Origin of the sequence: Aurantimonas litoralis (assembly GCF_026153195.1) — a bacterium.
Classification (GTDB): Bacteria; Pseudomonadota; Alphaproteobacteria; order Rhizobiales; family Rhizobiaceae; genus Aurantimonas; species Aurantimonas coralicida.
The window spans coordinates 722,791-744,467 of sequence record NZ_JAPFBM010000001.1 but is presented as its reverse complement, the minus strand read 5'-3'; the positions used below and the strand labels follow the sequence as shown (position 1 = coordinate 744,467).

Here is a 21,677-nt window from a genome sequence, read left to right as displayed (position 1 = left end):
CGCGATTCGCGCCGTGCTACGTCGTACGGGTTCCATCCACCTGTCTGCGACGCAGGCAATCAGCGGGTGGGCGCGGCCTTCAGTTCCCCTTCGGCGAACCCGGTACCATGTGCACCTCCTGGCGAAAGTGCAGGTATTGCGGATCGAAGTCGCCGACATGGGCAAAGGCGGACCAGTCCTTGATCGTCATGCGGGAACGCTCCCGCTCGATCAGGTTCTCCGCCTTGAATTCCTGCAGCACCCGGTTCACCGTCACGACGGTGAGGCCGAGTGCGTCGGCCAGTTCGTGCTGGGTCAGCGGCAGATGGTAGACGAGGTCGGGTGCTAGCTGCACCGCCCGCAGCCTGACCGCGAGTTCGCAGAGAAGGTGCGCGGTGCGGCTTTTGCCGGACAGGCGACCGAGCCCGACGATCCATTCACGGAAGATCGCGCCGTCGATCAGCGTTTCAAGCCACAGGGCAGCGGCGACATTGGGGCGCTCCCGGCAGAGGTTCCAGACGGCCTTGTGAGACACGAACCCTACGCGCGACGGTGTGGTGGCGGCAAAACTGTGGTCCATTCGGCGGATATGCAGACTGTGCAGATCCGGAATATCGCCCGGGACGTTGAAGGCGATGATCTGCCGGCGGCCATCGCGAATGTTGCGATAGCGATAGGTAAAGCCTTCGATGAGGATACAGCAATGGGAGACCGTCTCGCCTTCGCTGACGATATCCGTGTCGGCCGCGACGTCACGAACGGCAATGGGCAGGGCCGACAGCGCGGCTCTATCCTCGTCGTTCAACTTCGCGATCATGTCGAGGCGGGTGATCAGCTTTCGATGGGCGTCAGTCGCCAATGCACATCCTTCCATTCCGTCGAGAGTGGAGACGATGGCATTCCGTGCCACAGCCCCATTCCGCTTGACCGACACCTTCGGCATGACAGGCAAATGGTTTGCCTGCAAGACACGCCGCCCGCTGCCTGGGATGGTTGCATCATGCAATGGTGATGACGTGCGATCTACCCGTCTAGAGTAGGCAAATCGTTGCACGGATACCGGACATTAACCGTTTCGAACAAAATTGCCGGCATAATCGAACGAGTTCAATGATCCGATTGACCGAGCGCTGTGGCCCATCTTGACCTCATCCTAGTGCTGCTGAACGGGCTCGGCCTGATGGCGCTGATCGCCCTGGCGTTCGGTACCATCGAGCGCCTGATGTCGGACCCTGCGGTGAAGCGGTGGCTGCATGCGCCAGTGTTCGCGATGGGCACCGTCGCCGCGATGCTCTCTCCGGCCCATCTCGCCGACGGCATCATCGTCGATACACGCTGCGTCATCGTCGCACTGGCGGGAGCGTTCGTCGGCTGGCCCGCGGCGCTGGTGGCTGGTCTCGCCGGTGCGATCTACCGGTTGGGGCTGGGCGGTGCCGGTGCACCCGTCGGCGTCGCCACGATCGTGCTGGCCGCCAGCGTTGGGCTTATCTGGGGCCAACTGTACCGGCATGGCCAGACCGCGCGGCGTCGCCATCTCGTCGTGCTCGGCCTGCTCGTATCGGCTCATATCGGACTGTTCGTCCTGCTGCCGTTGCCGGATCCGCTGGGTTTCACCCTGAACCTGATCCCCTTTGTGGTGCCGACCTATGTCGCAGGCGTCTTCGTGATGGGGTCGATGATGCAGCGGGAGACCCGCATGATGCGGCGCGAACAGAGCCTCGAGGTGGATGCCTTCACCGATGCCCTGACCGGCCTGGCGAACCGTCGGGCCTACGACGCGCTGATCGCGGAGGAACTGGCACAAAGACGCGGCGCCGATATCGGCGTGACCCTGCTCGTCGTGGATTTCGATCATTTCAAGCAGGTCAACGATACTTACGGACACGAGACCGGCGACAAGGCGTTGAAGGCCGTCAGCCGCATCCTGCGGTCCTGCGTGCGCGAAGGCGACTATGTCTGCCGCCATGGCGGCGAGGAATTCACAGTGATCCTGCCGCAGACCGGACTGCCGCAAGGCCGGCGCACGGCCGAGCGAATCCGGCACGCCATCGAGGCGGCTCCGCTGATCGCCGGCGACCAGAACCTGTCGTTGACGGTCAGCATCGGCGTTGCCGGAGCGCCGCAGCATGGCGACGACCCGAACACGCTGTATCGCTGCGCCGATGCGGCTCTCTACGAAGCCAAGAGCGCAGGCCGCGACCAGGTGGTTGTGTATGGGCGGCCACAACTGCGCGAGATCGTGTCTCTCGACGAAACTGAGGTGCTGGCGCTCGCCAGCTGACGCATTCTCCTACTAACCACGGCCGGAAACGCGCGCGGACCCCTCAGCTTCGGGCGAGGGCGGCCTCCGCCAAGCGCTGCCAATAGCTGGCGCCGAAGACGAGAGCGTCGTCGGCGAAGTCATAGCTGGCGCTGTGCAGGCTGGCGCTGTCGCCATTGCCGATGAAAACATAGGCTCCGGGACATTTCTCCAGCATGTAGGAAAAATCCTCGCCGGCCATCAACGGCGCCGCCGCCGCATCCACCGCATCGGCCCCGGCGATGTCGGCGGCGATCCCGGCGCAGAACTCGGCCTCCGCCGGGTCGTTGATGGTGATCGGGTAATTGCGATCGTAGTCGACCCGCACATGCGCGCCGTGGGCGGTGGCGATTCCCTGCGCGATCTCGCGGATACGGGCTTCGGCGAGTTCCCGCAGTTCGAGCGACAGGGCCCGTACCGTTCCCGACACGACGGCCTCGTCCGGGATCACATTGTGGGCGAAGCCGGCATGGAACTGGGTGACGGAGACGACCAAGGACTGCAGCGGATCGGCATTGCGCGCGACGATCGCCTGCAGCCCCTGGACGATGGCCGCGCCGACCATGATCGGATCGACCGTGCGATGGGGCAGGGCGGCATGGCCGCCGCGCCCGTCGACCGTGATCACGAATTCGTCCGTCGAGGCCATGATCGGGCCGCCCCGCATGCCGAACCGGCCGACCGGCATGCCCGGCAGATTGTGCATGCCGTAGACGCGGCTGAGCGGCAGTCGCTCGAACAGCCCGTCATCGATCATTGCCTTGGCCCCGGCGCCGCCTTCCTCTGCAGGCTGGAAGATCAGCGCCACGGTTCCGTCGAAGGCGCGTGTCTCGCAAAGGCTGCGGCCGGCGGCGAGCAGCATCGTCGTATGGCCGTCATGGCCGCAGGCATGCATCATGCCGGGCACCTTGGACGCGTAGGCGACGCCCGTCTCCTCGGTGATCGGCAGCGCGTCCATGTCGGCGCGAAGGCCGATCATCGGCCCGCCCGCACCGCTTCGGCCATGCACCAGACCCACGACACCCGTCCGGCCCATTCCGGTGATCACCTCGTCGCAGCCGAAGTCGCGCAGCTTGCCGGCAACGAACGCCGCGGTCTCGTGAACCTCATAGAGCAGTTCGGGACGCTGGTGCAGGTGCTGGCGCCAGCCGGCGATCTCCGGTTGGGCATCCGCGATTCGGTTGTTGACAGGCATGGGCGACTTTCCGACTCTCTGGTTCGGACCTACAAGGGAATGTGAGGTCGATGCGTCAACCCGGCGTTGCCATGCTTGGGACACAGCCCAAGGTTAGGCGCCCGTCTGCTTTATCGGATCGACGAAAAACGGCAGCCTGACCGCAATCAATGAAGGAATCCAGCGTGAAGACGCGCGCGTCCCGACCATTTCCCGTTTTTCCCCTCGTTTGCCTTCTGGCGCTTGTTCTCGCTGTCGTGCCCCTGGCCGGCGACGCCGCACGGGCCCAGGCAGCGAAGGTCGACGCAGCCGCGACGGATACGGCGCCGCCGATGGCCTCGATCGTCGTGGACGTGGCGACGGGCAAGGTCCTGTCGCAGCAGCATGCGTCCGAACGGCGCTATCCGGCTTCGACAACGAAGCTGATGACGGCCTATCTGGCCCTGAAGGCGCTTCGCGAATCCCGGCTGTCGCTCGACTCGCCGGTGATCGTCACGCGCCGCTCCGCTGCTGAAGCTCCCAGCAAGATGGGGTTCAAGCCGGGCTCGGTGATCCGTCTGGACTTCGCTCTGCGGATGATGCTCGTGAAGTCGGCCAACGACATTGCCTATGCCATCGGCGAGACGGTCGGTGGATCGATGGAAGAGTTCGTCACGATGATGAACGATGCCGCCGCCCAACTCGGCATGCAGGACACCCGTTTCATCAACGCCAACGGCCTGCCGGGGGAAGGACAACACACCTCCGCCAAGGATCTCGCCATTCTGGGTGTTGCGATCCGCCGCGAATTTCCGGCCTTCGCCGATTATTTCGGCACGGAGGCGATCTCCAACGGCACGGCGATCCTGAAGAACGGCAACAAGTTGCTTGGCCGCTTCGACGGCGCCGATGGCATGAAGACTGGCTACATCTGTGCCTCGGGCTTTAATCTCGTGTCGTCTGCGACCCGCAACGGCCGCACGCTCGTGGCCGTGGTGATCGGCGCGAACGGCACCATTCCGCGCGAGCGGTTGTCGGCCGAAATCCTCGAGGCGGGCTTTGCAACCGATCCCGCCTCCGTCGACATTCGGGTGGACGAGTTGCCGGTCGCATCCAGCACCGAGCCGCTGGATGTCTCCGATTACATCTGCTCGGCGGAAGGCCGCACGGCGCGGGCCAACGAGCGCGTGGAGGAACGCGACCGCGAGGAGACCTTCGGCTCGCCCTACCTGCGTGATCTCGACCGCTCGCCGGTGGTCTTCCGGGTCAGTCTCGGCGGCGCCGCCGGTAACGCGATCGCAGAACCCGGCATCTCGATCATCTCCGCCTATGGCATTCCCCTGCCGACCCCACGCCCCGACTATACGCCGGCGCCGGCCGCCGAAGTCGATGCGACGCCGCAAGTGCCGGCACCGACCGATGCGCCCGTGCCGGCGGCACCCTCCGGGGAGGCGGTCGAGACGGACGAAAAGGAAGTGGTCGTCGAAGCCACCGGCTCGGGTGATGTCGACGGGCCGAGCACTGATCTGGGGATCGATCGAGACGGCAAGACCTCACGGCTCGCCATCCGGCGCGACGACGCTGGCGATCTGCGCAAGGCGACGACGGCGCCGGTGCCGAGCACTGCAGAACGGCCGGCAAACTGACCCGCACCCCCATCCGCCTCACCGTCCTCACCGGCTTCCTCGGTTCCGGCAAGACGACGCTGCTCAACCGCCTGCTTTCCGAGCCGGCGGTCACGAACACGGCCGTCGTGGTCAACGAATTCGGCGAGGCGGGCATCGACCAGCTTCTGATCGAGACCGCGGCGAGCGATGGTGTGATCGAACTGTCGGACGGTTGCCTGTGCTGCAGCGTGCGCGGCGAACTCGTCGAGACCCTCATCGAACTGGCGGAGCGCCCCCGGTCCGGCGGCGAGCCGCCTCTCGAGCGGGTGATCGTCGAGACGACGGGGCTTGCGGACCCGGCACCGATCCTGGCGTCGCTGATGGCGCAGCCGGCGCTCCTTGAGGCTTACGTTCTCGATGGCGTGATCGCAGTGGTGGATTGCCTTGCCGGAAGCCGCAATCTTGCCGAGCGCAGTGAAGCGCGCCGGCAGGTCGCCATCGCCGACCGCGTCGTCGTCACCAAGGCCGACCTTGCCGACCAGGGCGCACGGTCCGCACTCGATGCGGCCGTGCGGGGGCTGAATTCCGGAGCCGGACTGGTCGAGGCCGGCGATGGCCTGCCGTTGGCCGACCGGCTTCTGCATTGCGGCCTCTACGATCCGGCCACCGGCGTGGTGGATGCCCGGCGCTGGCTGGGGCTCGCAGACGATGCCGGAGCCCGGTTGGAGGCCGCGAATTGCGACGGCGGGCACGCGGACCATGCGCACCACCCAAGTCATGATCACCATGGCCCAGGCCACCATGCGGGCGACAGCCATCACCATGGCAGCGTCCGGTCGTTTTCGCTGGTCGAAGCAAACCCCGTCGCCTGGGAAGCGGTCGAGGCGTTTCTCGACCTGCTGCGCGCCACGCAGGGCGAGCATATCCTTCGGATGAAGGCAATCGTCCATCTGCGCGAAGCCCCGGATCGCCCCGTCGTCCTGCATGGTGTTCGCGAGTACCAGCATCCCCCGGCGCAGCTTGCCGCCTGGCCGCAGGGGACCCGCCGTGAGACGCGCATCGTGCTCATCGGTGATGCGTTGCCCGAGACTTATGTCCGCGATCTCTTCGCCGCCTTCACCGGCGGCGCGCGCATCGACGCGCCCGACCGCACGGCATTGGAAGACAACCCGCTCGCGGTGCCGGGCTACAGCTTTCCCTGAGCGGCTCGGTCACCGGTCACCTTGCAGCGGGGGCGGCTGTGCAGCGAAGCCAAACCGGTTCGATCTTCTTTCGCGGTGGCCGCGATCCTATCTGGTGGCCGTGCCTGAAACTCCGTCCCCGCGATAAAGGTCCGACATGAGCGAGTATGCGATCGATCCCCAGATCATCGTCGATTTCTGGCGAGACGCCGGGCCTGAGCGGTGGTTCGCCAAGAGCGATGCCTTCGATGCGACGATCCGGCAGCGTTTTGGCGATATCTACGAGCAGGCGGCAGCGGGCGACCGCGATGCCTGGATCGAAGAGCCGACTGGGGCTTTGGCGCTGGTCATTCTGCTGGACCAGTTTCCGCGCAACATCTTCCGCAATTCACCGCAGGCCTTCGCCACTGATGCCAAGGCGCTGGCGATTGCCCGAACGGCGCTTGCACGCGGCGACGACAGGATCGTGGGAGAGGATCTGAACGCGTTCCTCGCAATGCCGCTGATGCATTCGGAGAATCTTGCGGATCAGGAAGCCTGCGTGGAGTGGATGGAGACCATCGGGGGGGCGGGCAACCGCAAGGCCGCTGCCGAGCATCGGGACATCATCGCGCGTTTCGGCCGATTTCCGCACCGAAATGCCGTCCTGGGGCGCCAATCCACCCCCGAAGAGCTCGAGTTTCTTGCCTCCGGAGGATTTTCCGGCTGATTCTGGGTGAAGTCCGTACTTTTTTAAAGTCCTCGGCATATGCCTTGTTAAGCCCCTCCCGCTACTTTGTAGCCGACTACGCATGATGCGTGGCCAGCGGATCAGGCAGGGGCTGCTGAAGGTGACCCATGGTAGCCAAACCCTCGATGAGTGATCTCATCGGCGGACTCCCGCCGATGGCCTCGGTCGTGCCGCTGCACGAGGGCCCGGTGAATGCGACCCCCGAGCTCGATCTGACGGTTCCGTTCGGCCGCGTCTCGCGCCATCTGTCGATCTATGCTCCGAATGCGGTTTTCGGCCTGATCGACGAACTGGCCCATCTGTCGCGGCGCGCGATCGAACCCAACGTATTCTTCGACCCGCAGTTTCTCGCACCGGCCATGCCGCGGCTCGACGACCGCAAAGTGCGTCTCATGGTCGTGCGCGACGAGAAGGGCAGCCGCAGCCGGCTTCGCCTGCTGATGCCTTTCTCGGTCGAGCGGTCGGCCTTTATTGGTGGCGTCGCGACGATCCGTGCCTGGACGCATCCCTTCGGTCCCCTGGGAACGCTGCCGGTGGACGGCGACGATCCTGCCGGCACGCTGTCGAATTTCCTGTCCACCCTGACCGCCCCCGAACTCGGCCTGCCCGACGTGCTCGTCATTCCGGACGTGCGTATCGACGGACCGATGGCCACGACGCTGCTCGCCGCCGCCGCGAAAGCCGGTCTGCCGACGGCCGTCGCCAACCGTGTGTCCCGCGCAGCGCTGATCAAGAGCGCCGATACCGTTCGGCCAAGTCCGCTGTCCGGCCGCCGCCGCCGGGAACTCGCCCGCCAGACCCGTCATCTGTCGGCAACCGGCCCGGTGTCGCTGGAGACCGCCCGGCAACCCGACGACGTGCGGCTGGCGCTGGAGGATTTCTTCTCGCTCGAGGCAAGCGGATGGAAGGGCCGCGCGCGGACCGCGCTGATCATCGACCGCTACCGGTCCGCCTTCGCCCGCGAGGCGATCAACGCGCTCGCACAGGACGACCGGGTCAGGATCTATACGTTGAAAACAGGCAGTCGCCCCGTGGCGAGCCTCGTCGTGCTCGTCGATCGCGGACAGGCCTACACCTGGAAGACCGCTTATGACGAGGCTTTTGCCGCTACGTCTCCGGGCCAGCAGATCGTCGCCGCCGCGACGCGGGCATTGCTCGCCGATCCCGCCGTCGAGCGTGCCGATTCCTGCACTGTCCCCGACCATTTCGTGATGAACCGCTTCTGGCCCGATCGCATTGCGGTGGGCACGATCGTCGTTGGCTTGACCCCGGAGACCGGGGCGCGCGTCGACAAGGTTGCCCGGGGGCTGGCCTCCATGCGCCGCTCGCGCAATCTCGCGCGCATTATGCGCCAGCGCGTGCAGGGGATGCTGTCCTTCCGCTGACCGGGCTTCAGGCTGCGCTCGCCTTCGCCGCGTCCTGCGCCTCGCGCGCGGCACGATCGCGGAATTCGCGCCGCACGATCTTGCCACTTGTCGTCAGCGGCATGGCCTCGACGAAGGTGATTTCGCGCGGATATTCGTGCGCCGACAGACGCTCGCGCACATGGAGCTGGATTGCGCGGGCAAGATCCTCGCCGGGCGCGTGGCCGGCAGCGGGGACAATGTAGGCCTTCACGATCTCGGTGCGCAGCGGATCTGGCTTGCCCACGACGGCCGCCATGTGGACGGCCGGATGGGCGAGCAGGCAATTCTCCACCTCTCCCGGTCCGATCCGGTAGCCGGCAGAGGTGATGATGTCATCGTCGCGCCCGACGAATTCGACATAGCCGTCCGCGTCCATCTGTCCCTGATCGCCGGTCAGGAGCCAGTCTCCGCGAAATTTCTCGCTCGTCGCCTTCGGGTTTTGCCAGTAGCCGAGAAACATGACCGGGTCAGGCGCGGCAATCGCGATCGTGCCGGTGACGCCACAGGGCACTTCCCGGCCGTCGGCATCGACGATTGCCACCTTGTGGCCGGGCACCGGCTTGCCGATGGCCCCAGCGCGCGAGACGCCGAAGGCGGCGGCCGATCCCAGCACCATGTTGCACTCGGTCTGGCCGTAGAACTCATTGACGGTGACACCGAGAACGTCACGCGCCCAGACGAATGTGTCGGCGGGCAGCGTCTCGCCAGCCGAGCCGACCGTGCGCAAATCGAGCCCGGCGAGCGCCTCAGCATTTGCAGCGCCCTTCATCATCCGCAGCGCCGTCGCCGGCAGGAACGCGTTGCGCACCTTCCGCCGGGCCATCAGCGCGAAGGCCGCGGCCGGGTCGAAACGTTCGCGCGAATAGACGACCGGTACGCCGAGCAGCAGGGACGGGAGCAGCGCGTTGAGGAGACCGCCGGCCCAGGCCCAGTCGGCGGGCGTCCACATCCGGTCGCCGGCCTGCGGCATGTTCTCATGGTGAAAGCGCATTCCCGGCAGATGACCGAGAAGCACCCGGTGACCGTGGAGGGCTCCCTTCGGGGAGCCGGTGGTGCCGGAGGTGAAGATGATCATGGCCGGATCGTCCGGCGTGGTCTCGGCGATCGGCACCGCACCCGCCGTCGCGCGTTCGAGATCGCCGAGTTCGGGCAGGTCGCCTCGGGTCGCCCCGACGGTGACGATGTCGGTGAGATCGGGTAGGGCCCCGGTGATCTCTTCCAGGACCGGCAGGCCGTTCGTGTCGATCACCACCAGCTTCGCGCTGCTGGCATGCAGCCGGAACTCCAGCGCCTCGGGTCCGAAACGCAGCGCCAGCGGCACGGCGATGGCGCCGAGGCGGTAGACGGCCAGATGGACGATCACCGTCTCGAAGCTCTGCGGCAGGACGATCGCCACCCGGTCACCGCGTGTCACGCCGCGCGCTGCGAAGGCTGCGGCCAGCCGCGCCGAGCGCTGCGCCAACTCGCCATAACTCATCGTCGCCGCCGGCTCTGCACGGCGATCCTCGATCAGGCAGATCCGATCCGGCGCATCGCGGGCCCAGGCATCGGCACAGGCCTCGGCGATGTTGAACCTGGCCGGCAGGTCCCAGTGGAACCCGGAATACAAAAGATCGTAGGGGGTGTCGGTGGTCGTCATGGCGTTCCGAGACTGTGCCGGAACATTGGTGCCCCTGGCCGGGATCGAACCAGCACTCCTTGCGGAACGCGATTTTGAGTCGCGCGCGTCTACCAATTCCGCCACAGGGGCGAACGGTTCAGATCCGTTCGTTGGCGGACTATAGCCGCGGCGCCCTTCGGGTCAATGGCCCGTGCATCGGCTTTCGCTGTCCGTTGCGTTCGCCTGCCGATCGTCCTATGCGGGCGAAAGGGCCAGCCCCCGTTTTGCTTCCACGGACATCCGCCATGCTCCGCCGCCTCTATGACTGGGTCATGTCGCTTGCCGCGACCCGCCATGCCGAGCGCGGCCTGGCCGCGGTCTCCTTCATCGAAAGCTCCGTTTTCCCGATCCCGCCGGATGCGCTGCTGATTCCGATGGTCATCGCCCGGCCACGCAGCTGGGTGCGGATCGGGCTCATCTGTACCGTCGCGTCGGTGCTGGGCGCGTTTCTCGGCTATGCCATCGGCGCCCTGTTCTTCGACCTGATCGGCCAGCCCATTCTGGAGATCTATGGCAAGGCCGACGCCTTTGCCGAACTCAGCGCCCGCTACAACGCCTGGGGCGGCTGGGCCGTGCTCTTCGCCGCGCTGACGCCGTTTCCCTACAAGGTGCTGACCATCTTCTCCGGCGTCACCGGGCTGAACCTCGTCACCTTCACAATCGTCTCGATTGTCGGTCGCGGCCTCCGTTTCTTCTTCGTGGCCTGGCTGTTGCAGCGCTTCGGCGCTCCGATCCAGGGCTTCATCGAGAAGAATCTCGGGCTGCTCTTCACCCTCTTCATGATCCTCCTGTTCGGCGGCTTCGTCGCCGTTCGCTATATGATGTAACGGATGATGGCATGGCACTGACTGACCGCTTCCAGCGCCCGACCGGCTTTCGACAGACGCTGGCTTCCGGCTTCCTCCTCGCCGGGACCGCGATCACGGTCGGTACGGCGCTGCTGTTCCAGTATGTCGGCGGCTACATTCCCTGTGCCCTCTGCCTGCAGCAGCGCATTCCCTACTATGTGGCGATCCCGCTGGCGCTGGTCGCCTTCGTGGCCGCTGCGGGCCGCGCACCGGCGCTCCTGACCCGGCTGCTTCTCCTGGCGATCGGCGTGATCATGCTGGTGTCGCTGTATCTCGGCGTCTTCCATGCCGGTGTCGAATGGGGCTACTGGCCCGGCCCGACGGACTGCGCGCAGGTCGGCGGCGGTGATCTCGGCGGCGGCGACCTCCTGTCGGCGATCGACGCCATCCGGCCCCCCTCCTGCGACGAAGCGGCGGGACGCTTCCTCGGCCTGTCCTTCGCCGGCTGGAACGCCATCGCTTCAGCCCTGTTTGCCGCCATTGCGCTGCGCAGCGCGGTTGCCAAGGCCGATCGCTTCGCCTGAAGCATCCGCCGGGCCTGGCGGACCGGCGCTCCCCTGAAAGCGAAGCATGTCGACGCTGTTCCTCACCCTGTGGCCGCTCTTTGCCCTGATCCTGGCGGGACTGGGCTTCCGCCGCTCCGGCTTTCCGGGCGAGGGCTTCTGGCCGGCTGCCGAGAAGCTCAACTACTTCGTGCTGTTTCCGGCGCTGCTGTTTTCCAGTCTCGCCAACGCACCGCTGGCCGATCCGTCGATCCTCAAGCTGGCCGGTGCGATCTTCGCGGTGCTCGCCGCCGCGTCGCTGGTCATGCTCGCCTTGCGCCGGGTCTTCGCCTGGCCCGCCGCGCGCTACGGGCCGATCGTCCAGGGCATTACCCGGTTCAATACCTATCTCGGGCTCGCCATGGTCGCGAGCCTCTATGGTCCCGACGGTCTGGCCCGTGCTGCCGTCTTCCTCGCGGTCATGGTGCCGACGGTGAACGTCCTCTCGGTGATTGCGCTGACCTCCGAACGCCATACCAGCGCGCGCGAACTGGTCATGCCGGTTCTCCGCAATCCGCTGATCCTCGCCTGCCTTGCCGGCGCGGTCGTGGCGGCGCTCGGGCTGGGCATGCCCTTCGGTCTCGATCGACTGCTCGGCCTTCTGGCCGCGGCCAGCCTCCCGCTCGGTCTGCTCTGCGTGGGGGCTGCCCTCAAGTTGAAGGCCGCGCGGGCCGAGACGACGATCCTGACCGTCAACAGTCTGGCGCGACTGATCGCCATGCCGCTGCTCGCCTTCGCCGTCGCCCGGCTGATGGCGCTGCCGCCCCTCGACGGCGCGCTGCTGGTGATCTTCTTTGCTCTGCCGACCGCGCCGACGTCCTACGTGCTGACGACCCAGCTGAAGGGCGACGCGACGCTGATGGCGGGGCTGGTCACGTTGCAGACCCTGCTGGCCGCCGCCAGCCTGCCGCTGGTCCTGGCGCTGCTCATCTGATGGGGCCGGCGGTGCAACCTGCCATGTCGGCCGCGGCCATTGCCGCCGCCGCTGCATAGCCGCCTGCCGCACCGTCGACGAAATGGACGTGGTCGCTGCGGCTTGCGGAGGGGACGAAGCAGGTCATCAGCGCTGCGGACTGACGATGCGTTCCTGTCCGCGCAAGCCCCGCCGCGCGGGCATCACGCAGCCGTGCCTCGATCCGGTCCGCCACCGCGGCGGTGCAGTCGAGGGTCATGCGCAAACCGTCGTCGAATTTGCGGAAGTCGCTGTTGCGCGCCAGTTCCGACCGATAGCGCACCGGATCGAAGGCCCCGACCCGCGTGCCGGTCACGAAGCTGAGATGCGACAGCAACGTGCGGATGCCGACGGAGAGCCGGGACGCCCAGAGCGGCAGCCCGGTCATTGCCTTGCGCACCTCCGCCTCGATGGGCAACCCCGCCGGCGGCCAGTGCAGTTCCGGCCCTTCCGGCGGGACGGGATTGCCGTCGTGCCCCTCTTCGACGCCGAGCTGCAGGACGTCGCGGGCAAGAGCCGCGAAGGCGTCGGAGGACGCCTCCGGTCTCGGCAACAGGATCACCGAGAGGATGAGGTCCCGGCGCGCCGGAATCTCGGAAAAGCGGCAGGACAGGCCGGCGAGGTCCGGACGGGCCGTCGCCCCGTCTTCCGGTTCGATCCGGAATGCCCCGGCCTTCATCTGCCGCTCGGCCCAGGCGAGCCCACCGCCGGCGAACATCGCATAGGACACGTCGGGCGAAGGGGCGAAGCGGGCGATCTGCACGTCGTGGCCGTTGCCGCGGATCGTCGCGACCGGCACCATCGCCACCCGCAAGGACAGGCCGAAGGCGCTCTGCGCCCAGCCCGCGACGGATGCGAGCGCGGCCCTGCCGATCTCGGCGTGTGTGGCGGGCAGGGCGAAGCCGGCACCGTCGCCGCCGAAGACGAAGGGAAATTCGCGGCCGTGAAGACCGTTCGCCACCGCCGCGATCACCGCCGCGGCGACCGTATTCACGCGCTTGTAGCCGCCCGAACTGACGGCGTCGGTCGAGCGGACGATATCGGCAACGCCGACGACCCAGTCTGCGGGGAGAGGGCGATAGGCACTGGCATCGCCGAGGCCGAGAATGCTGCTGGAAACGGGAAGGGCTTCGTAGAAGTCAAGGTCGGTCGACGCTGTGCCGCCGTCATCTGGTCCCGTCGCGTCCATTCCGATTCCTTGCCGGTCCCCCATGGGCTGCTGCCCGTCAGGCAATCATCTAGGGCGCGGTGACCAGAGCCGTCCACGACCGCGCGCGCAAAACCGCGTGACGGGATGGCCGCAAATGATCGGGGCGGTGGCCGTGCTTTGGCAGCGCGCAGTCGCCGGCGAGCGGCCTATTCGGGATCGAGTTCGGAATCCCAGTAGAGATAGTCGAGCCAGCTCTCGTGCAGGAAGTTCGGGGGGAACAGCCGGCCATTGTTGTGCAGGTCGTGGACGCTCGGCTGGAAGGGTGTCTGGTGGGGGAACATCCGGGCGGCTTTCGGCATCAGGCCGCCCTTTTTCAGATTACAGGGCGAACAGGCCGCAACGACGTTTTCCCAGGTGGTCAGGCCGCCGCGCGAACGCGGAATGACGTGGTCGAAGGTGAGCTCGTGGGGCGAGCCGCAATACTGGCACTGGAAGCGGTCGCGCAGGAACACGTTGAAGCGGGTGAAGGCCGGATAGCGTGCCGGCTTGATGTAGGTCTTGAGACAGACGACCGAGGGCAGGCGCATCGAATAGGTCGGGCTGTGCACCGCACGATCGTATTCGGCGAGGATGGTCACCCGGTCGAGAAACACCGCCTTCACCGCGTCCTGCCAGGACCAGAGGGACAGAGGATAATAGCTGAGCGGCCGGAAGTCGGCGTTCAGAACGAGGGTCGGGGATAAGTCCTGAGTAACCGCGATCGTCACAGGTAGTCTTCCTACCTCCCATCGAGAAAAACCAAGCTGGTGAGAGTATCGTGCGCCATCGTGTCGGGTTTGTGAAGCCTCGTCACGCAGGGGACGGCGGCGTCGATCGGCCGGCATTGCAGCCCCTTGCCGGCGGACGCGACGGAAGATCTGTGGATAAATGCCGCAGCGCGTTACGTCAGCTGGCGGGCGCCGCCTCGCGCCGGGTGATCGCCGCGTAATAGGCCCAGAACAGCCGCGCTGCGACCGAGCGCCACGGCGCCCAGGGCCGGGCGAGTTCGGCCGATTGCCGGGCGCTTGGGCGGATGTCGTGTCCGAAGGCGTCGGCGAGGGCGACCTGCAGCGCGAGGTCGCCCGACGGGAAGATGTCGGGGTGGCCGGCGCAGAAGAGGAGGTAGCATTCGGCCGTCCAGGGGCCGATGCCGCTCACCGCCACCAGCTCGGCGATCGCGGCGGCGGCCGGCGCCGTGTCCAGCCGGGCGAAGTCGAGGGCGCCGCCATGCACCGCTTCCGCGACGGCCCGCATCGTCCGCTGCTTGGGCCGCGACAGGCCGGCGCGGCGGTAGGCCGCGTCGTCGGCCGTCAGGAAAGCCTGCGGATCGCCGATGTCGAATTCGCCCTCCAGCCGGGCGAAGATCGCCTCGGCGCTGGCGCGGGAGACCTGCTGGGCGACGATGATGCGGGCAAGGCCCGGCAGGCCGCCGGGATTGCGGCGCAGCGGTAAGGGGCCGGCGGCCGCGGCAATGGCGCCGAGCCGCGGATCGGCGCGCAGCAGCGCGGCCAGCCCCGCCGCGACATCGGCGTCGCTGGAAATGATCCCTGCCTTGCCTGACACATCCTGCGGCCGCATGGTCTCGCCCGTCCGTCATGGTGCTTGCCAAAAGCGACCGTAGAAGTCGCGCCAGACGAGAGGAAGCCGATTCGATGCAGCCAGCGCCAGCCGTGTTCCGTTTTGCCCCGAGCCCGAATGGCGAGCTGCATCTCGGCCATGCCTATTCGGTGCTGGTCAATCACCGGATGGCGCGGGAAGCGGGCGGTGAGTTCCTGCTGCGCATCGAGGATATCGACCAGGCCCGCTGCACGCGCGAATATGAACGCCAGATCGAAGACGACCTCGCCTTTCTCGGCGTCGACTGGGACGCGCCGCCGCGCCGCCAGTCGGAGCATTTCGCCGACTACGCCGCCGCGCTGGAAGCGCTGGCCGATGCCGAGCTGATCTATCCGGGCTTCATGTCGCGGGGCGAGATCCGGGCCTTTGCCCAGCGCTACGAAGACGACGAAGGCACGCCCTGGCCGCGCGATCCGGACGGGGCGCCGCTCTATCCGGCGCTCGATCGCGACCTGTCGAGCCGCCAGCGCGAGCGCAAAATGCGCGACGGCGAGCGCTTTGCCTGGCGGCTGGACACGGCCAGGGCGGTCGCCGCGCTGGGCACGCTGACCTTCGCGGAAACCGGCTTGGCCCCCGAGGCGGGCGGCGGCGAAATCGTGGCGAAGCCGCTGGAATGGGGCGACGTGGTGCTCGGCCGCATGGAGACGCCGACGAGCTACCATCTGTCGGTGGTGGTCGACGACGCGGTGCAGGGCGTGACCCATGTGGTGCGCGGCCGCGACCTGTTTCCGGCGACGAGCATCCACCGGCTCTTGCAGGCGCTGCTCGGCCTGCCGGTGCCGCGCTACCACCATCACGAGCTGATCCTCGGTCCCGACGGCCGCAAGCTGTCGAAAAGCGCCGGCGACACCGCGATCCGCGCCTTGCGCGAGGCCGGGCTCGGCGCCGAGGACATTCGCCGCATGGTGGGCCTGCCGGCTGCGCCGCCGGCCCATGACGTCGGCCCGTCGGCCAGGCGCTCCGGCTAGCCGATCCGCGATGCCGGCCGGCGACATCCCGCCGCTTCCACCCCCGCGCGCCACCACAGGTCGCCCGATTTCGTCATCCCGCCTGACGGTTCCGCCTTTCGGCGCGACCGTGGCCCTGCTAACCAGTGGCCGATCCCCATGACAAGAAGGCCGACCCGCCCGTGCAAAGGCTGCTTCCATTCTTTCCGGTCGTCTTCGTCCTGCTGTGGTCGACCGGCTTCATCGGCGCGCGCTATGCGATGCCCTATGCCGAGCCCTTCACCTTTCTGAGCCTGCGCTATGCGCTGGCGTTGGCGATCCTGGGCACGCTGGTGATCGCCATGCGGGCGCCCTGGCCGGGCCGCTGGCCGGCCATGCACGCGATGATCGCCGGCAGCCTGATCCACGGCGTCTATCTCGGCGGCGTGTTCTTCGCCGTCCGCCATGGGCTGAACGCCGGCATCGCGGCGCTGATCGTCGGGCTGCAGCCGATCCTGACGACAATCCTGGCCGCCAGCTTCCTCGGCGAACGGGTCCGGCCGCGCCACATCATGGGCCTCGGCCTCGGCCTTCTCGGCGTCGCGCTGGTGATCCTGCCTAAGCTCGACGGCGACGGCGCCTATGGCATCCTGACGCTGGGCCCGGTGTTCCTGTCGGCGATCGCCATCTCGGTCGGTTCGGTCTGGCAAAAGCGCTTCGTCGGCGGCGTCGACCTTCGCACCGGCACCGCCCTGCAATATCTCGGCGCCTTCGTGCCGACGCTGATCCTCGCCATGACCGTCGAGACCATGGACGTCACATGGTCGGGCGAACTGGTCTTCGCGCTGGCCTGGCTGACCATCGTCCTGTCGATCGGCGCGGTGTTCCTGCTGCTCTTCCTGATCCGCGAGGGCGCGGTCTCCTCGGTCGCCTCGCTGATGTATCTGGTGCCGGGCGTCACGGCGGTGACGGCCTGGCTCCTGTTCGGCGAGACGCTGACGGCGATCCAGCTGGCCGGGCTGATGCTGGCCGGCGTCGGCGTCGCCGCCGCCACGCGCGGCGGGCGGGCGCGGGCGATTTCCAAGAGCGCCTGAGGCGCCCGAGGCGCCCGGCCAAACCGGCCCGGCCCAACCGGCCCGGAGGCTGCGACCGATCGCCGGGGCCGCCGCCCTTCGCCTCGGCGGGCGGCATGCCTATATGAGACCCGCACACACGCAAACCGAACCGCCACAAGGGCCGGCATGTCCGACTTCCTCACCTATATCGCCCTGGCCGTCATGATCGCGACGGCCGGCGTCCTCGTCGCCGGCCTGTTCAACATGATGAAGGGCGGCGACGGCAATCGCTCGCAACGGCTGATGCGCGCCCGCGTCATGCTGCAGGGCGTCGCCGTGATCCTCATCGTCGGCGTGCTGCTGCTCGCCCGCTAGCCGCTTCCGCCCCATCGCCAGGCAGCAATCCCCGGTCGGGCGCACGCGCCCCGGCCGCTGCTGACGCGCGCGCATGCGGCCGCGGCCTCGCGCCCGGACGGGCCGAAGGGATGGAGCAGGCAACGGGACGCCGGAGGCGAACCCCTCGACGGTTTAATGTCATGCGGTTCGCCTCCGGCATCCCGCGCGGCGTCTTGAGCAACCCTTCGGCACGGGACCCGCAAGGGCGATCCGTGGCTGCCGGCTCTTCACGCCCGGAGGCGCTCAAGCGGACCGTTCCGCAGCCCCCTCGTAATGGGGGACGGTCCGGCGGTGCGAAGGGCCGTCCGGGCCGGGGCTCCTCCGGAAGAAGCCCCGTCGCGGACGCCGCCCGCCAGCCCCCGAACGATCCCGGTGATCATTCGCGCCCGTTCCGCGGGCCGGCGGTCAGGGCAGTATGGGGGAGGGGCGAGGGGTGGGGATAAATTAGGGGTTTGGAACGGGGACGAAAGACACGTTTCGACGCGCAGACGCTACATGAGCCTTAAGTACGCGAAGTTCCTAAGCGTCTCTGGCCCGCTTCAAGACCTTGGGCTTGCTTTCTTCCAAGGCAGCTTCGTAGCGCTCCATTTGAAGTCGCATCAGCGACCCCGGCAGCGTAAAGGACGCCAAAAATACAAAGGTGGCAAGCGCAAGAAACGTGCCTTGAAGCCACTTTAATGTCACTGTCATTTCTGTTGGCATTAGAAACATCACCAGCGCGACGCCGAGCGTTGCAAGGTAAAGGAAAAACAAAGCCTTCTGTCGGAACAATTTCCGCTCGATCGTTTTTTTCATGAGCTGGAGCTCCTGCCAGTTCGTGGCCTGCCGGAGAGTAGGCTCGGTGATGAATGTGATTACGGCGATCAAAAATCCAGCTAGAATCGAAAAGATCGTGACAACGGTATTAACTGCATTTGTGTTATGCGCAATTGTCGGCTGGAAACAATAGCCAACAGTGGACGATACGACAACAGCGATCGTCAACTTGATGATCCTTGTCCAGTCGATGCGTGGTTCCACTCCGCTCGACTCCTCAGGCCTCGACTTGCCCATTTTCAAATAGCTCTCCGAGGTACTCCACCATCTTATCCCAGGCTTCAGAAACGCTCACAGAATTCGCGACCTCATTCAGCCTTATGGCCTTGCGAACAGCAACTTCGTCGGGTCGAATAGTTGTTTTTCCATCCCTTAGATAAATAACGAAGCTGTCCGCCTCTTCATCCTCCGCGATGTCTTCAGCGAGATGGTTTAGACCTTCTCTTGCTGCAAGAAGGTCTCCTTTTCCGACGTCGATGGAGACGCTCACAGTTCCTTGTTGAGCAGTCCGCAATTGTGTGAGGTCAGCGTCATGAGCCGTCATTGCAGAGATAACTCCGCTTACGCCGCGCTTAAAGGTATTCCAGACGCCATCACCGTCGTCATCGAGGAGTGCAACCGCTGTGGCTTCCGCAATGCCGATGTTGAGGTCGACCTTCTTCACGCCTACCCGTTCAATCATTGCGATCCGGTTCGGGCTTGCAATCCGGATCAATTCAAACTGGCGCGTAGCCTCGTCGAAACCAGCCTGCTCAAAGAGCAGGGCAAAATATAGACGGAGTGCAGCCCCGTTCCGACCGCAGTTCAAGGCGATTACATGATTGTCCTTGATAATCGCCATAAAGTCAGAGTTCAGGAAGTTCTGGTCAACGCCCGGAGGCTGCTCGCCGAGATCAGCATCTGGTGCGGGTGTCATCGGAATTGTTCCAACCGCTTGGCCGTCGACATATCGTCCGCAGTGTACCGCAAACCCCATGCCTTCGAAGTCGTGGGATCGCAATCCAGAAATAGCGCGCCGCTGTGGTTGGCTAATCGTTCTTTCCCGGTGAGTCGCAAACTGGCCCCAAGCCTCACGCGCCAGTTGCTCTAGGTTCATTCCCGCCTGCAGCCAGCGTGCGCGGCGGTACTCCACTATCTTTGACACTCTCGGCAACGCGAATCTCCCCCAGTATGCCAATAGGAGCATAGCTCTTGCATTACGGAGGACAACTTCCGATTGGTGGTAACCATACCTAGCGAAGCCGCGTGACGGCCGAGACGAGATCGTCAAGGTCATCTGGCGACACCTTCTGCCCATATCACGCGTGGCCGTGTGGGACTGACGGAGCTTACGGACGTCCCCGGGTGTGGAAGTGCTAGTCGAGTTCGTCGAGAAAAACGTCGCCCAATCAGACAAGAATGGCGCAGACCGGATGGCCGGCCTCACTGTAGACATCCGGTCCCGCAACGCATCGAAAGTAGTTTCATGACCTATATCCAGCGTGGTCTTCTGGCCGCTGTTCTCATGCTTTTTGGGCTGTTCTTCTGGCCGCTTCTCGCTGTAGGCGCACTCATCGCTTGGTCGGTCTACGCCGAAATCCGTGATGAGCCGGAACGCAAGCGGCAGGAAGCGGAAACAAGGGCCCGCCTCAATGAACCGATTGCCGTCGAGGATATGCGCTTGAGCTGCGAGTCCCCTGCGGAGGAGGCATTCTTCGACGCCATGGTTTCCTCATATCGGATGACGGCCGGCCCCGGTTGCATCGCAGGAGACGGCATCCAACTGCGGACCCAAATCGGGCTCGGCCAATTGCGCTTCGGGCGCGGAACGGCATGGAGACAGTTCCGGGGAGATTTTCTCGTCGACGACAAGCTCGTGGTCGAAATTGACGGGGCTATGTGGCACGACATCCTAGATGCCATGGCCCGAGATGCCGCGCGAGATGAAGTTATTCATGCAGAGGGCTATACGGTGTTGCGCATTCCGGCGAGCGTCGTTTTCAACACGCCTACCGAGGCCGTGAGACGGGTCGAGGATATTCGCCGCCGACTGAAACTGCCACGTGGCGGCCGTGACTACGTAACCTGAATTGTGACATCATTGATCAACGATGCCGCTATGAGCAGTGGTGTGTCTTTCCTCAGCGTCGCTTATAGCGCTGCATGCACCTTTTCGGGTTGCCCTTCATAAAATCTGTCACATTGAGATATTGTGGTTCCTTCCTCGAGTCGGGCAACTATTGAGCTTCAGCGTTTCGCCTTGGTGAGAATATGCGCGCGGCTCCATAGGCAAAGGATGTTCGTCTTAGGCGATCCAAGCACTAGGCGCTGGACCCCTGCCCCAGCCATCGAACGATTATGCTTGGCGCTACGCTGCCGCGTCACTCTATCCCTCACATTCTACCGCCCCCTGTCCCCCGCCATCCCATCCCCTATGATGTCGCCAAACCGGAGACATCATGGTCAAGCTGAACAAGATCTATACGCGCACCGGCGATGCCGGGGAGACGGGGCTCGGCAGTGGCGAGCGGCGGTTGAAGAGTGATCTGCGGGTCGAGACCTACGGCACGATCGACGAGCTGAACGCCATTCTCGGGCTGGTGCGGCTGCATGCCGAGGGCGATCTCGACGCCATGCTGGCGCGCATCCAGAACGAATTGTTCGATCTCGGCGCGGAACTGGCGACGCCGGAGACCGGCGAGCCCTTGCCCTACGAGCCGCTGAAGATCGTCGCCTCGCAGGTCGTCGCGCTGGAGCGCGAGATCGACGCCATGAATGCGCGGCTGGAGCCGCTGAAGAGCTTCGTCCTGCCGGCCGGCTCGCCCGCCGCCACCCATCTGCACCATGCCCGCACCGTGGCGCGGCGGGCCGAGCGGCTGATGGTCGCGCTTGCGAAGAAGGACGGCGAGACGGTCGCCGACGTGGCGCTGCGCTACGTCAACCGCCTGTCCGACCATCTGTTCGTCGCCGGCCGCATTGCCAATGACGACGGCAGGGCGGATGTTCTGTGGGTGCCGGGCGCCAGCCGCTGAGGCGTCGGGGTCGCCGGCGCGGATCGCGCGTGGCCGAGACGGTTCGCGGCCCGGCGGGGTCTCCGGGTGAGGGGGCTGGCGTGGAGCGGTTGGCCGGGCGCCGGCGGTGACATGGGGTCGCAGACAGGCGCGGGGGCGGAGGTTTCGGCTCACGCTTTGGTCGGGGAGCCCGGCCTAGAGCCCTCCGGTCGAAAGCCGTTGGCCAAAAGCCCCCGGCGGAAAGCCGGGCCAGAAGCTCCGGGCAGAAGTCCACGGCCAGGAGCCCCCCGGCCAAAAGCCCCCGGCCAAACGCCTCCGGCCAAGAGCCTGA

General features: G+C 65.9%; 21 protein-coding genes and 1 tRNA gene. 13 read left to right on the top strand and 9 right to left on the bottom strand.

Translation table 11 applies throughout. From position 1 onward, the window contains the following. Positions 1-79 precede the first annotated feature (79 nt). Positions 80-922, bottom strand: coding sequence for a Crp/Fnr family transcriptional regulator (locus N7I30_RS03580; RefSeq protein WP_498636742.1), 843 nt, complete (start codon positions 920-922; stop codon positions 80-82). Between the two features lie 237 nt (positions 923-1,159). Here N7I30_RS03580 and N7I30_RS03575 point away from each other — a divergent pair, with 237 nt between their 5' ends. After that, a complete protein-coding gene (locus N7I30_RS03575) occupies positions 1,160-2,260 on the top strand; it encodes a GGDEF domain-containing protein (RefSeq protein ID WP_498636740.1) in 1,101 nt (366 codons plus the stop codon). Between the two features lie 43 nt (positions 2,261-2,303). Here the strand turns inward: N7I30_RS03575 and N7I30_RS03570 are convergent, their stop codons facing one another. Further along, a complete protein-coding gene (locus N7I30_RS03570; protein WP_498636738.1) occupies positions 2,304-3,473 on the bottom strand; it encodes a M20 aminoacylase family protein in 1,170 nt (389 codons plus the stop codon). 164 nt (positions 3,474-3,637) lie between these two features. Here N7I30_RS03570 and N7I30_RS03565 point away from each other — a divergent pair, with 164 nt between their 5' ends. From N7I30_RS03565 to N7I30_RS03550, 4 genes are all read left to right on the top strand, one after another. Further along, a complete protein-coding gene (locus N7I30_RS03565; protein WP_498636736.1) occupies positions 3,638-5,077 on the top strand; it encodes a D-alanyl-D-alanine carboxypeptidase family protein in 1,440 nt (479 codons plus the stop codon). Then, a complete protein-coding gene (locus N7I30_RS03560) occupies positions 5,074-6,240 on the top strand; it encodes a CobW family GTP-binding protein (RefSeq protein WP_498637119.1) in 1,167 nt (388 codons plus the stop codon). The genes N7I30_RS03565 and N7I30_RS03560 overlap by 4 nt, the downstream gene beginning before the upstream one ends. Before the next feature lie 136 nt (positions 6,241-6,376). Next, positions 6,377-6,928, top strand: coding sequence for a DUF924 family protein (locus tag N7I30_RS03555; RefSeq protein WP_483213808.1), 552 nt, complete (start codon positions 6,377-6,379; stop codon positions 6,926-6,928). Positions 6,929-7,308: 380 nt separating this feature from the next. Next, positions 7,309-8,334: a GNAT family N-acetyltransferase gene (locus N7I30_RS03550; protein ID WP_498636734.1), complete on the top strand. Its 1,026-nt coding sequence runs from the start codon at positions 7,309-7,311 to the stop codon at positions 8,332-8,334. 7 nt (positions 8,335-8,341) lie between these two features. Here the strand turns inward: N7I30_RS03550 and N7I30_RS03545 are convergent, their stop codons facing one another. Then, complete coding sequence (locus tag N7I30_RS03545) at positions 8,342-9,994, bottom strand: AMP-binding protein (protein WP_498636732.1); 1,653 nt, start codon at positions 9,992-9,994, stop codon at positions 8,342-8,344. Positions 9,995-10,020: 26 nt separating this feature from the next. Continuing rightward, positions 10,021-10,105: transfer RNA gene (locus N7I30_RS03540), tRNA-Leu, on the bottom strand. Between the two features lie 155 nt (positions 10,106-10,260). Between N7I30_RS03540 and N7I30_RS03535 the strand changes: the two genes are divergently transcribed. The 3 genes from N7I30_RS03535 to N7I30_RS03525 are packed head-to-tail and all read left to right on the top strand — an operon-like array spanning position 10,261 to position 12,339. After that, positions 10,261-10,842, top strand: coding sequence for a YqaA family protein (locus tag N7I30_RS03535; protein WP_024349833.1), 582 nt, complete (start codon positions 10,261-10,263; stop codon positions 10,840-10,842). Positions 10,843-10,853: 11 nt separating this feature from the next. Beyond that, on the top strand, positions 10,854-11,387 hold the full coding sequence (locus tag N7I30_RS03530; protein WP_483213811.1) for a disulfide bond formation protein B: 534 nt from the start codon (positions 10,854-10,856) through the stop codon (positions 11,385-11,387). 46 nt (positions 11,388-11,433) lie between these two features. Continuing rightward, positions 11,434-12,339 carry an AEC family transporter gene (locus N7I30_RS03525; RefSeq protein WP_498636729.1) on the top strand — a complete coding sequence of 302 codons (906 nt, stop codon included), beginning with the start codon at positions 11,434-11,436 and terminating at the stop codon, positions 12,337-12,339. Here N7I30_RS03525 and N7I30_RS03520 read toward each other — a convergent pair. The 3 genes from N7I30_RS03520 to N7I30_RS03510 all read right to left on the bottom strand — a co-directional run bounded on the left by N7I30_RS03520 (position 12,332) and on the right by N7I30_RS03510 (position 15,124). Then, positions 12,332-13,546, bottom strand: coding sequence for a DUF3095 domain-containing protein (locus N7I30_RS03520; protein ID WP_498636727.1), 1,215 nt, complete (start codon positions 13,544-13,546; stop codon positions 12,332-12,334). The two genes, N7I30_RS03525 and N7I30_RS03520, sit on opposite strands and share 8 nt — an antisense overlap. Before the next feature lie 167 nt (positions 13,547-13,713). Further along, positions 13,714-14,274: an HNH endonuclease gene (locus N7I30_RS03515; protein ID WP_009210766.1), complete on the bottom strand. Its 561-nt coding sequence runs from the start codon at positions 14,272-14,274 to the stop codon at positions 13,714-13,716. A gap of 178 nt (positions 14,275-14,452) precedes the next feature. Then, positions 14,453-15,124: a DNA-3-methyladenine glycosylase family protein gene (locus N7I30_RS03510; protein ID WP_498636725.1), complete on the bottom strand. Its 672-nt coding sequence runs from the start codon at positions 15,122-15,124 to the stop codon at positions 14,453-14,455. Positions 15,125-15,198: 74 nt separating this feature from the next. On the opposite strand from N7I30_RS03510, the gene gluQRS reads away from it, so the two are divergent. The 3 genes from gluQRS (at position 15,199) to N7I30_RS03495 (ending at position 17,519) form a co-directional block, all read left to right on the top strand. Further along, positions 15,199-16,131, top strand: coding sequence for a tRNA glutamyl-Q(34) synthetase GluQRS (gluQRS, locus tag N7I30_RS03505; RefSeq protein WP_498636723.1), 933 nt, complete (start codon positions 15,199-15,201; stop codon positions 16,129-16,131). 161 nt (positions 16,132-16,292) lie between these two features. Next, the gene (locus N7I30_RS03500) at positions 16,293-17,183 is read left to right on the top strand and encodes a DMT family transporter (RefSeq protein WP_498636721.1); all 891 of its coding nucleotides are present in this window, start codon (positions 16,293-16,295) and stop codon (positions 17,181-17,183) included. Positions 17,184-17,330: 147 nt separating this feature from the next. After that, positions 17,331-17,519: a twin transmembrane helix small protein gene (locus N7I30_RS03495; protein ID WP_188075948.1), complete on the top strand. Its 189-nt coding sequence runs from the start codon at positions 17,331-17,333 to the stop codon at positions 17,517-17,519. Positions 17,520-18,059: 540 nt separating this feature from the next. On the opposite strand, the gene N7I30_RS03490 is transcribed toward N7I30_RS03495, so the two are convergent. Together N7I30_RS03490 and N7I30_RS03485 are read right to left on the bottom strand one after the other, a co-directional pair. Then, complete coding sequence (locus N7I30_RS03490; protein ID WP_498636719.1) at positions 18,060-18,560, bottom strand: hypothetical protein; 501 nt, start codon at positions 18,558-18,560, stop codon at positions 18,060-18,062. 13 nt (positions 18,561-18,573) lie between these two features. Next, positions 18,574-19,509, bottom strand: coding sequence for a hypothetical protein (locus N7I30_RS03485; protein WP_498636717.1), 936 nt, complete (start codon positions 19,507-19,509; stop codon positions 18,574-18,576). A 312-nt stretch (positions 19,510-19,821) separates the two neighbouring features. On the opposite strand from N7I30_RS03485, the gene N7I30_RS03480 reads away from it, so the two are divergent. Together N7I30_RS03480 and N7I30_RS03475 are read left to right on the top strand one after the other, a co-directional pair. Further along, complete coding sequence (locus N7I30_RS03480) at positions 19,822-20,424, top strand: endonuclease domain-containing protein (RefSeq protein ID WP_498636715.1); 603 nt, start codon at positions 19,822-19,824, stop codon at positions 20,422-20,424. Between the two features lie 370 nt (positions 20,425-20,794). Further along, positions 20,795-21,367 carry a cob(I)yrinic acid a,c-diamide adenosyltransferase gene (locus N7I30_RS03475; RefSeq protein WP_498636713.1) on the top strand — a complete coding sequence of 191 codons (573 nt, stop codon included), beginning with the start codon at positions 20,795-20,797 and terminating at the stop codon, positions 21,365-21,367. The last annotated feature ends 310 nt before the right edge of the window (positions 21,368-21,677 follow it).

Excerpts from the sequence above, each read along its gene's own strand:
- gluQRS (WP_498636723.1), top strand. The coding sequence starts at position 15,199 with ATGCAGCCAGCGCCAGCCGTGTTCCGTTTTGCCCCGAGCCCGAATGGC.
- N7I30_RS03555 (WP_483213808.1), top strand. The coding sequence starts at position 6,377 with ATGAGCGAGTATGCGATCGATCCCCAGATCATCGTCGATTTCTGGCGA.
- N7I30_RS03480 (WP_498636715.1), top strand. The coding sequence starts at position 19,822 with ATGACCTATATCCAGCGTGGTCTTCTGGCCGCTGTTCTCATGCTTTTT.
- N7I30_RS03510 (WP_498636725.1), bottom strand. The coding sequence starts at position 15,124 with ATGCGGCCGCAGGATGTGTCAGGCAAGGCAGGGATCATTTCCAGCGAC.
- N7I30_RS03530 (WP_483213811.1), top strand. The coding sequence starts at position 10,854 with ATGGCACTGACTGACCGCTTCCAGCGCCCGACCGGCTTTCGACAGACG.
- N7I30_RS03495 (WP_188075948.1), top strand. The coding sequence starts at position 17,331 with ATGTCCGACTTCCTCACCTATATCGCCCTGGCCGTCATGATCGCGACG.
- N7I30_RS03475 (WP_498636713.1), top strand. The coding sequence starts at position 20,795 with ATGGTCAAGCTGAACAAGATCTATACGCGCACCGGCGATGCCGGGGAG.
- N7I30_RS03550 (WP_498636734.1), top strand. The coding sequence starts at position 7,309 with ATGCCGCGGCTCGACGACCGCAAAGTGCGTCTCATGGTCGTGCGCGAC.
- N7I30_RS03525 (WP_498636729.1), top strand. The coding sequence starts at position 11,434 with ATGTCGACGCTGTTCCTCACCCTGTGGCCGCTCTTTGCCCTGATCCTG.
- N7I30_RS03580 (WP_498636742.1), bottom strand. The coding sequence starts at position 922 with ATGCCGAAGGTGTCGGTCAAGCGGAATGGGGCTGTGGCACGGAATGCC.
- N7I30_RS03570 (WP_498636738.1), bottom strand. The coding sequence starts at position 3,473 with ATGCCTGTCAACAACCGAATCGCGGATGCCCAACCGGAGATCGCCGGC.
- N7I30_RS03520 (WP_498636727.1), bottom strand. The coding sequence starts at position 13,546 with ATGGACGCGACGGGACCAGATGACGGCGGCACAGCGTCGACCGACCTT.
- N7I30_RS03545 (WP_498636732.1), bottom strand. The coding sequence starts at position 9,994 with ATGACGACCACCGACACCCCCTACGATCTTTTGTATTCCGGGTTCCAC.
- N7I30_RS03535 (WP_024349833.1), top strand. The coding sequence starts at position 10,261 with ATGCTCCGCCGCCTCTATGACTGGGTCATGTCGCTTGCCGCGACCCGC.
- N7I30_RS03575 (WP_498636740.1), top strand. The coding sequence starts at position 1,160 with ATGGCGCTGATCGCCCTGGCGTTCGGTACCATCGAGCGCCTGATGTCG.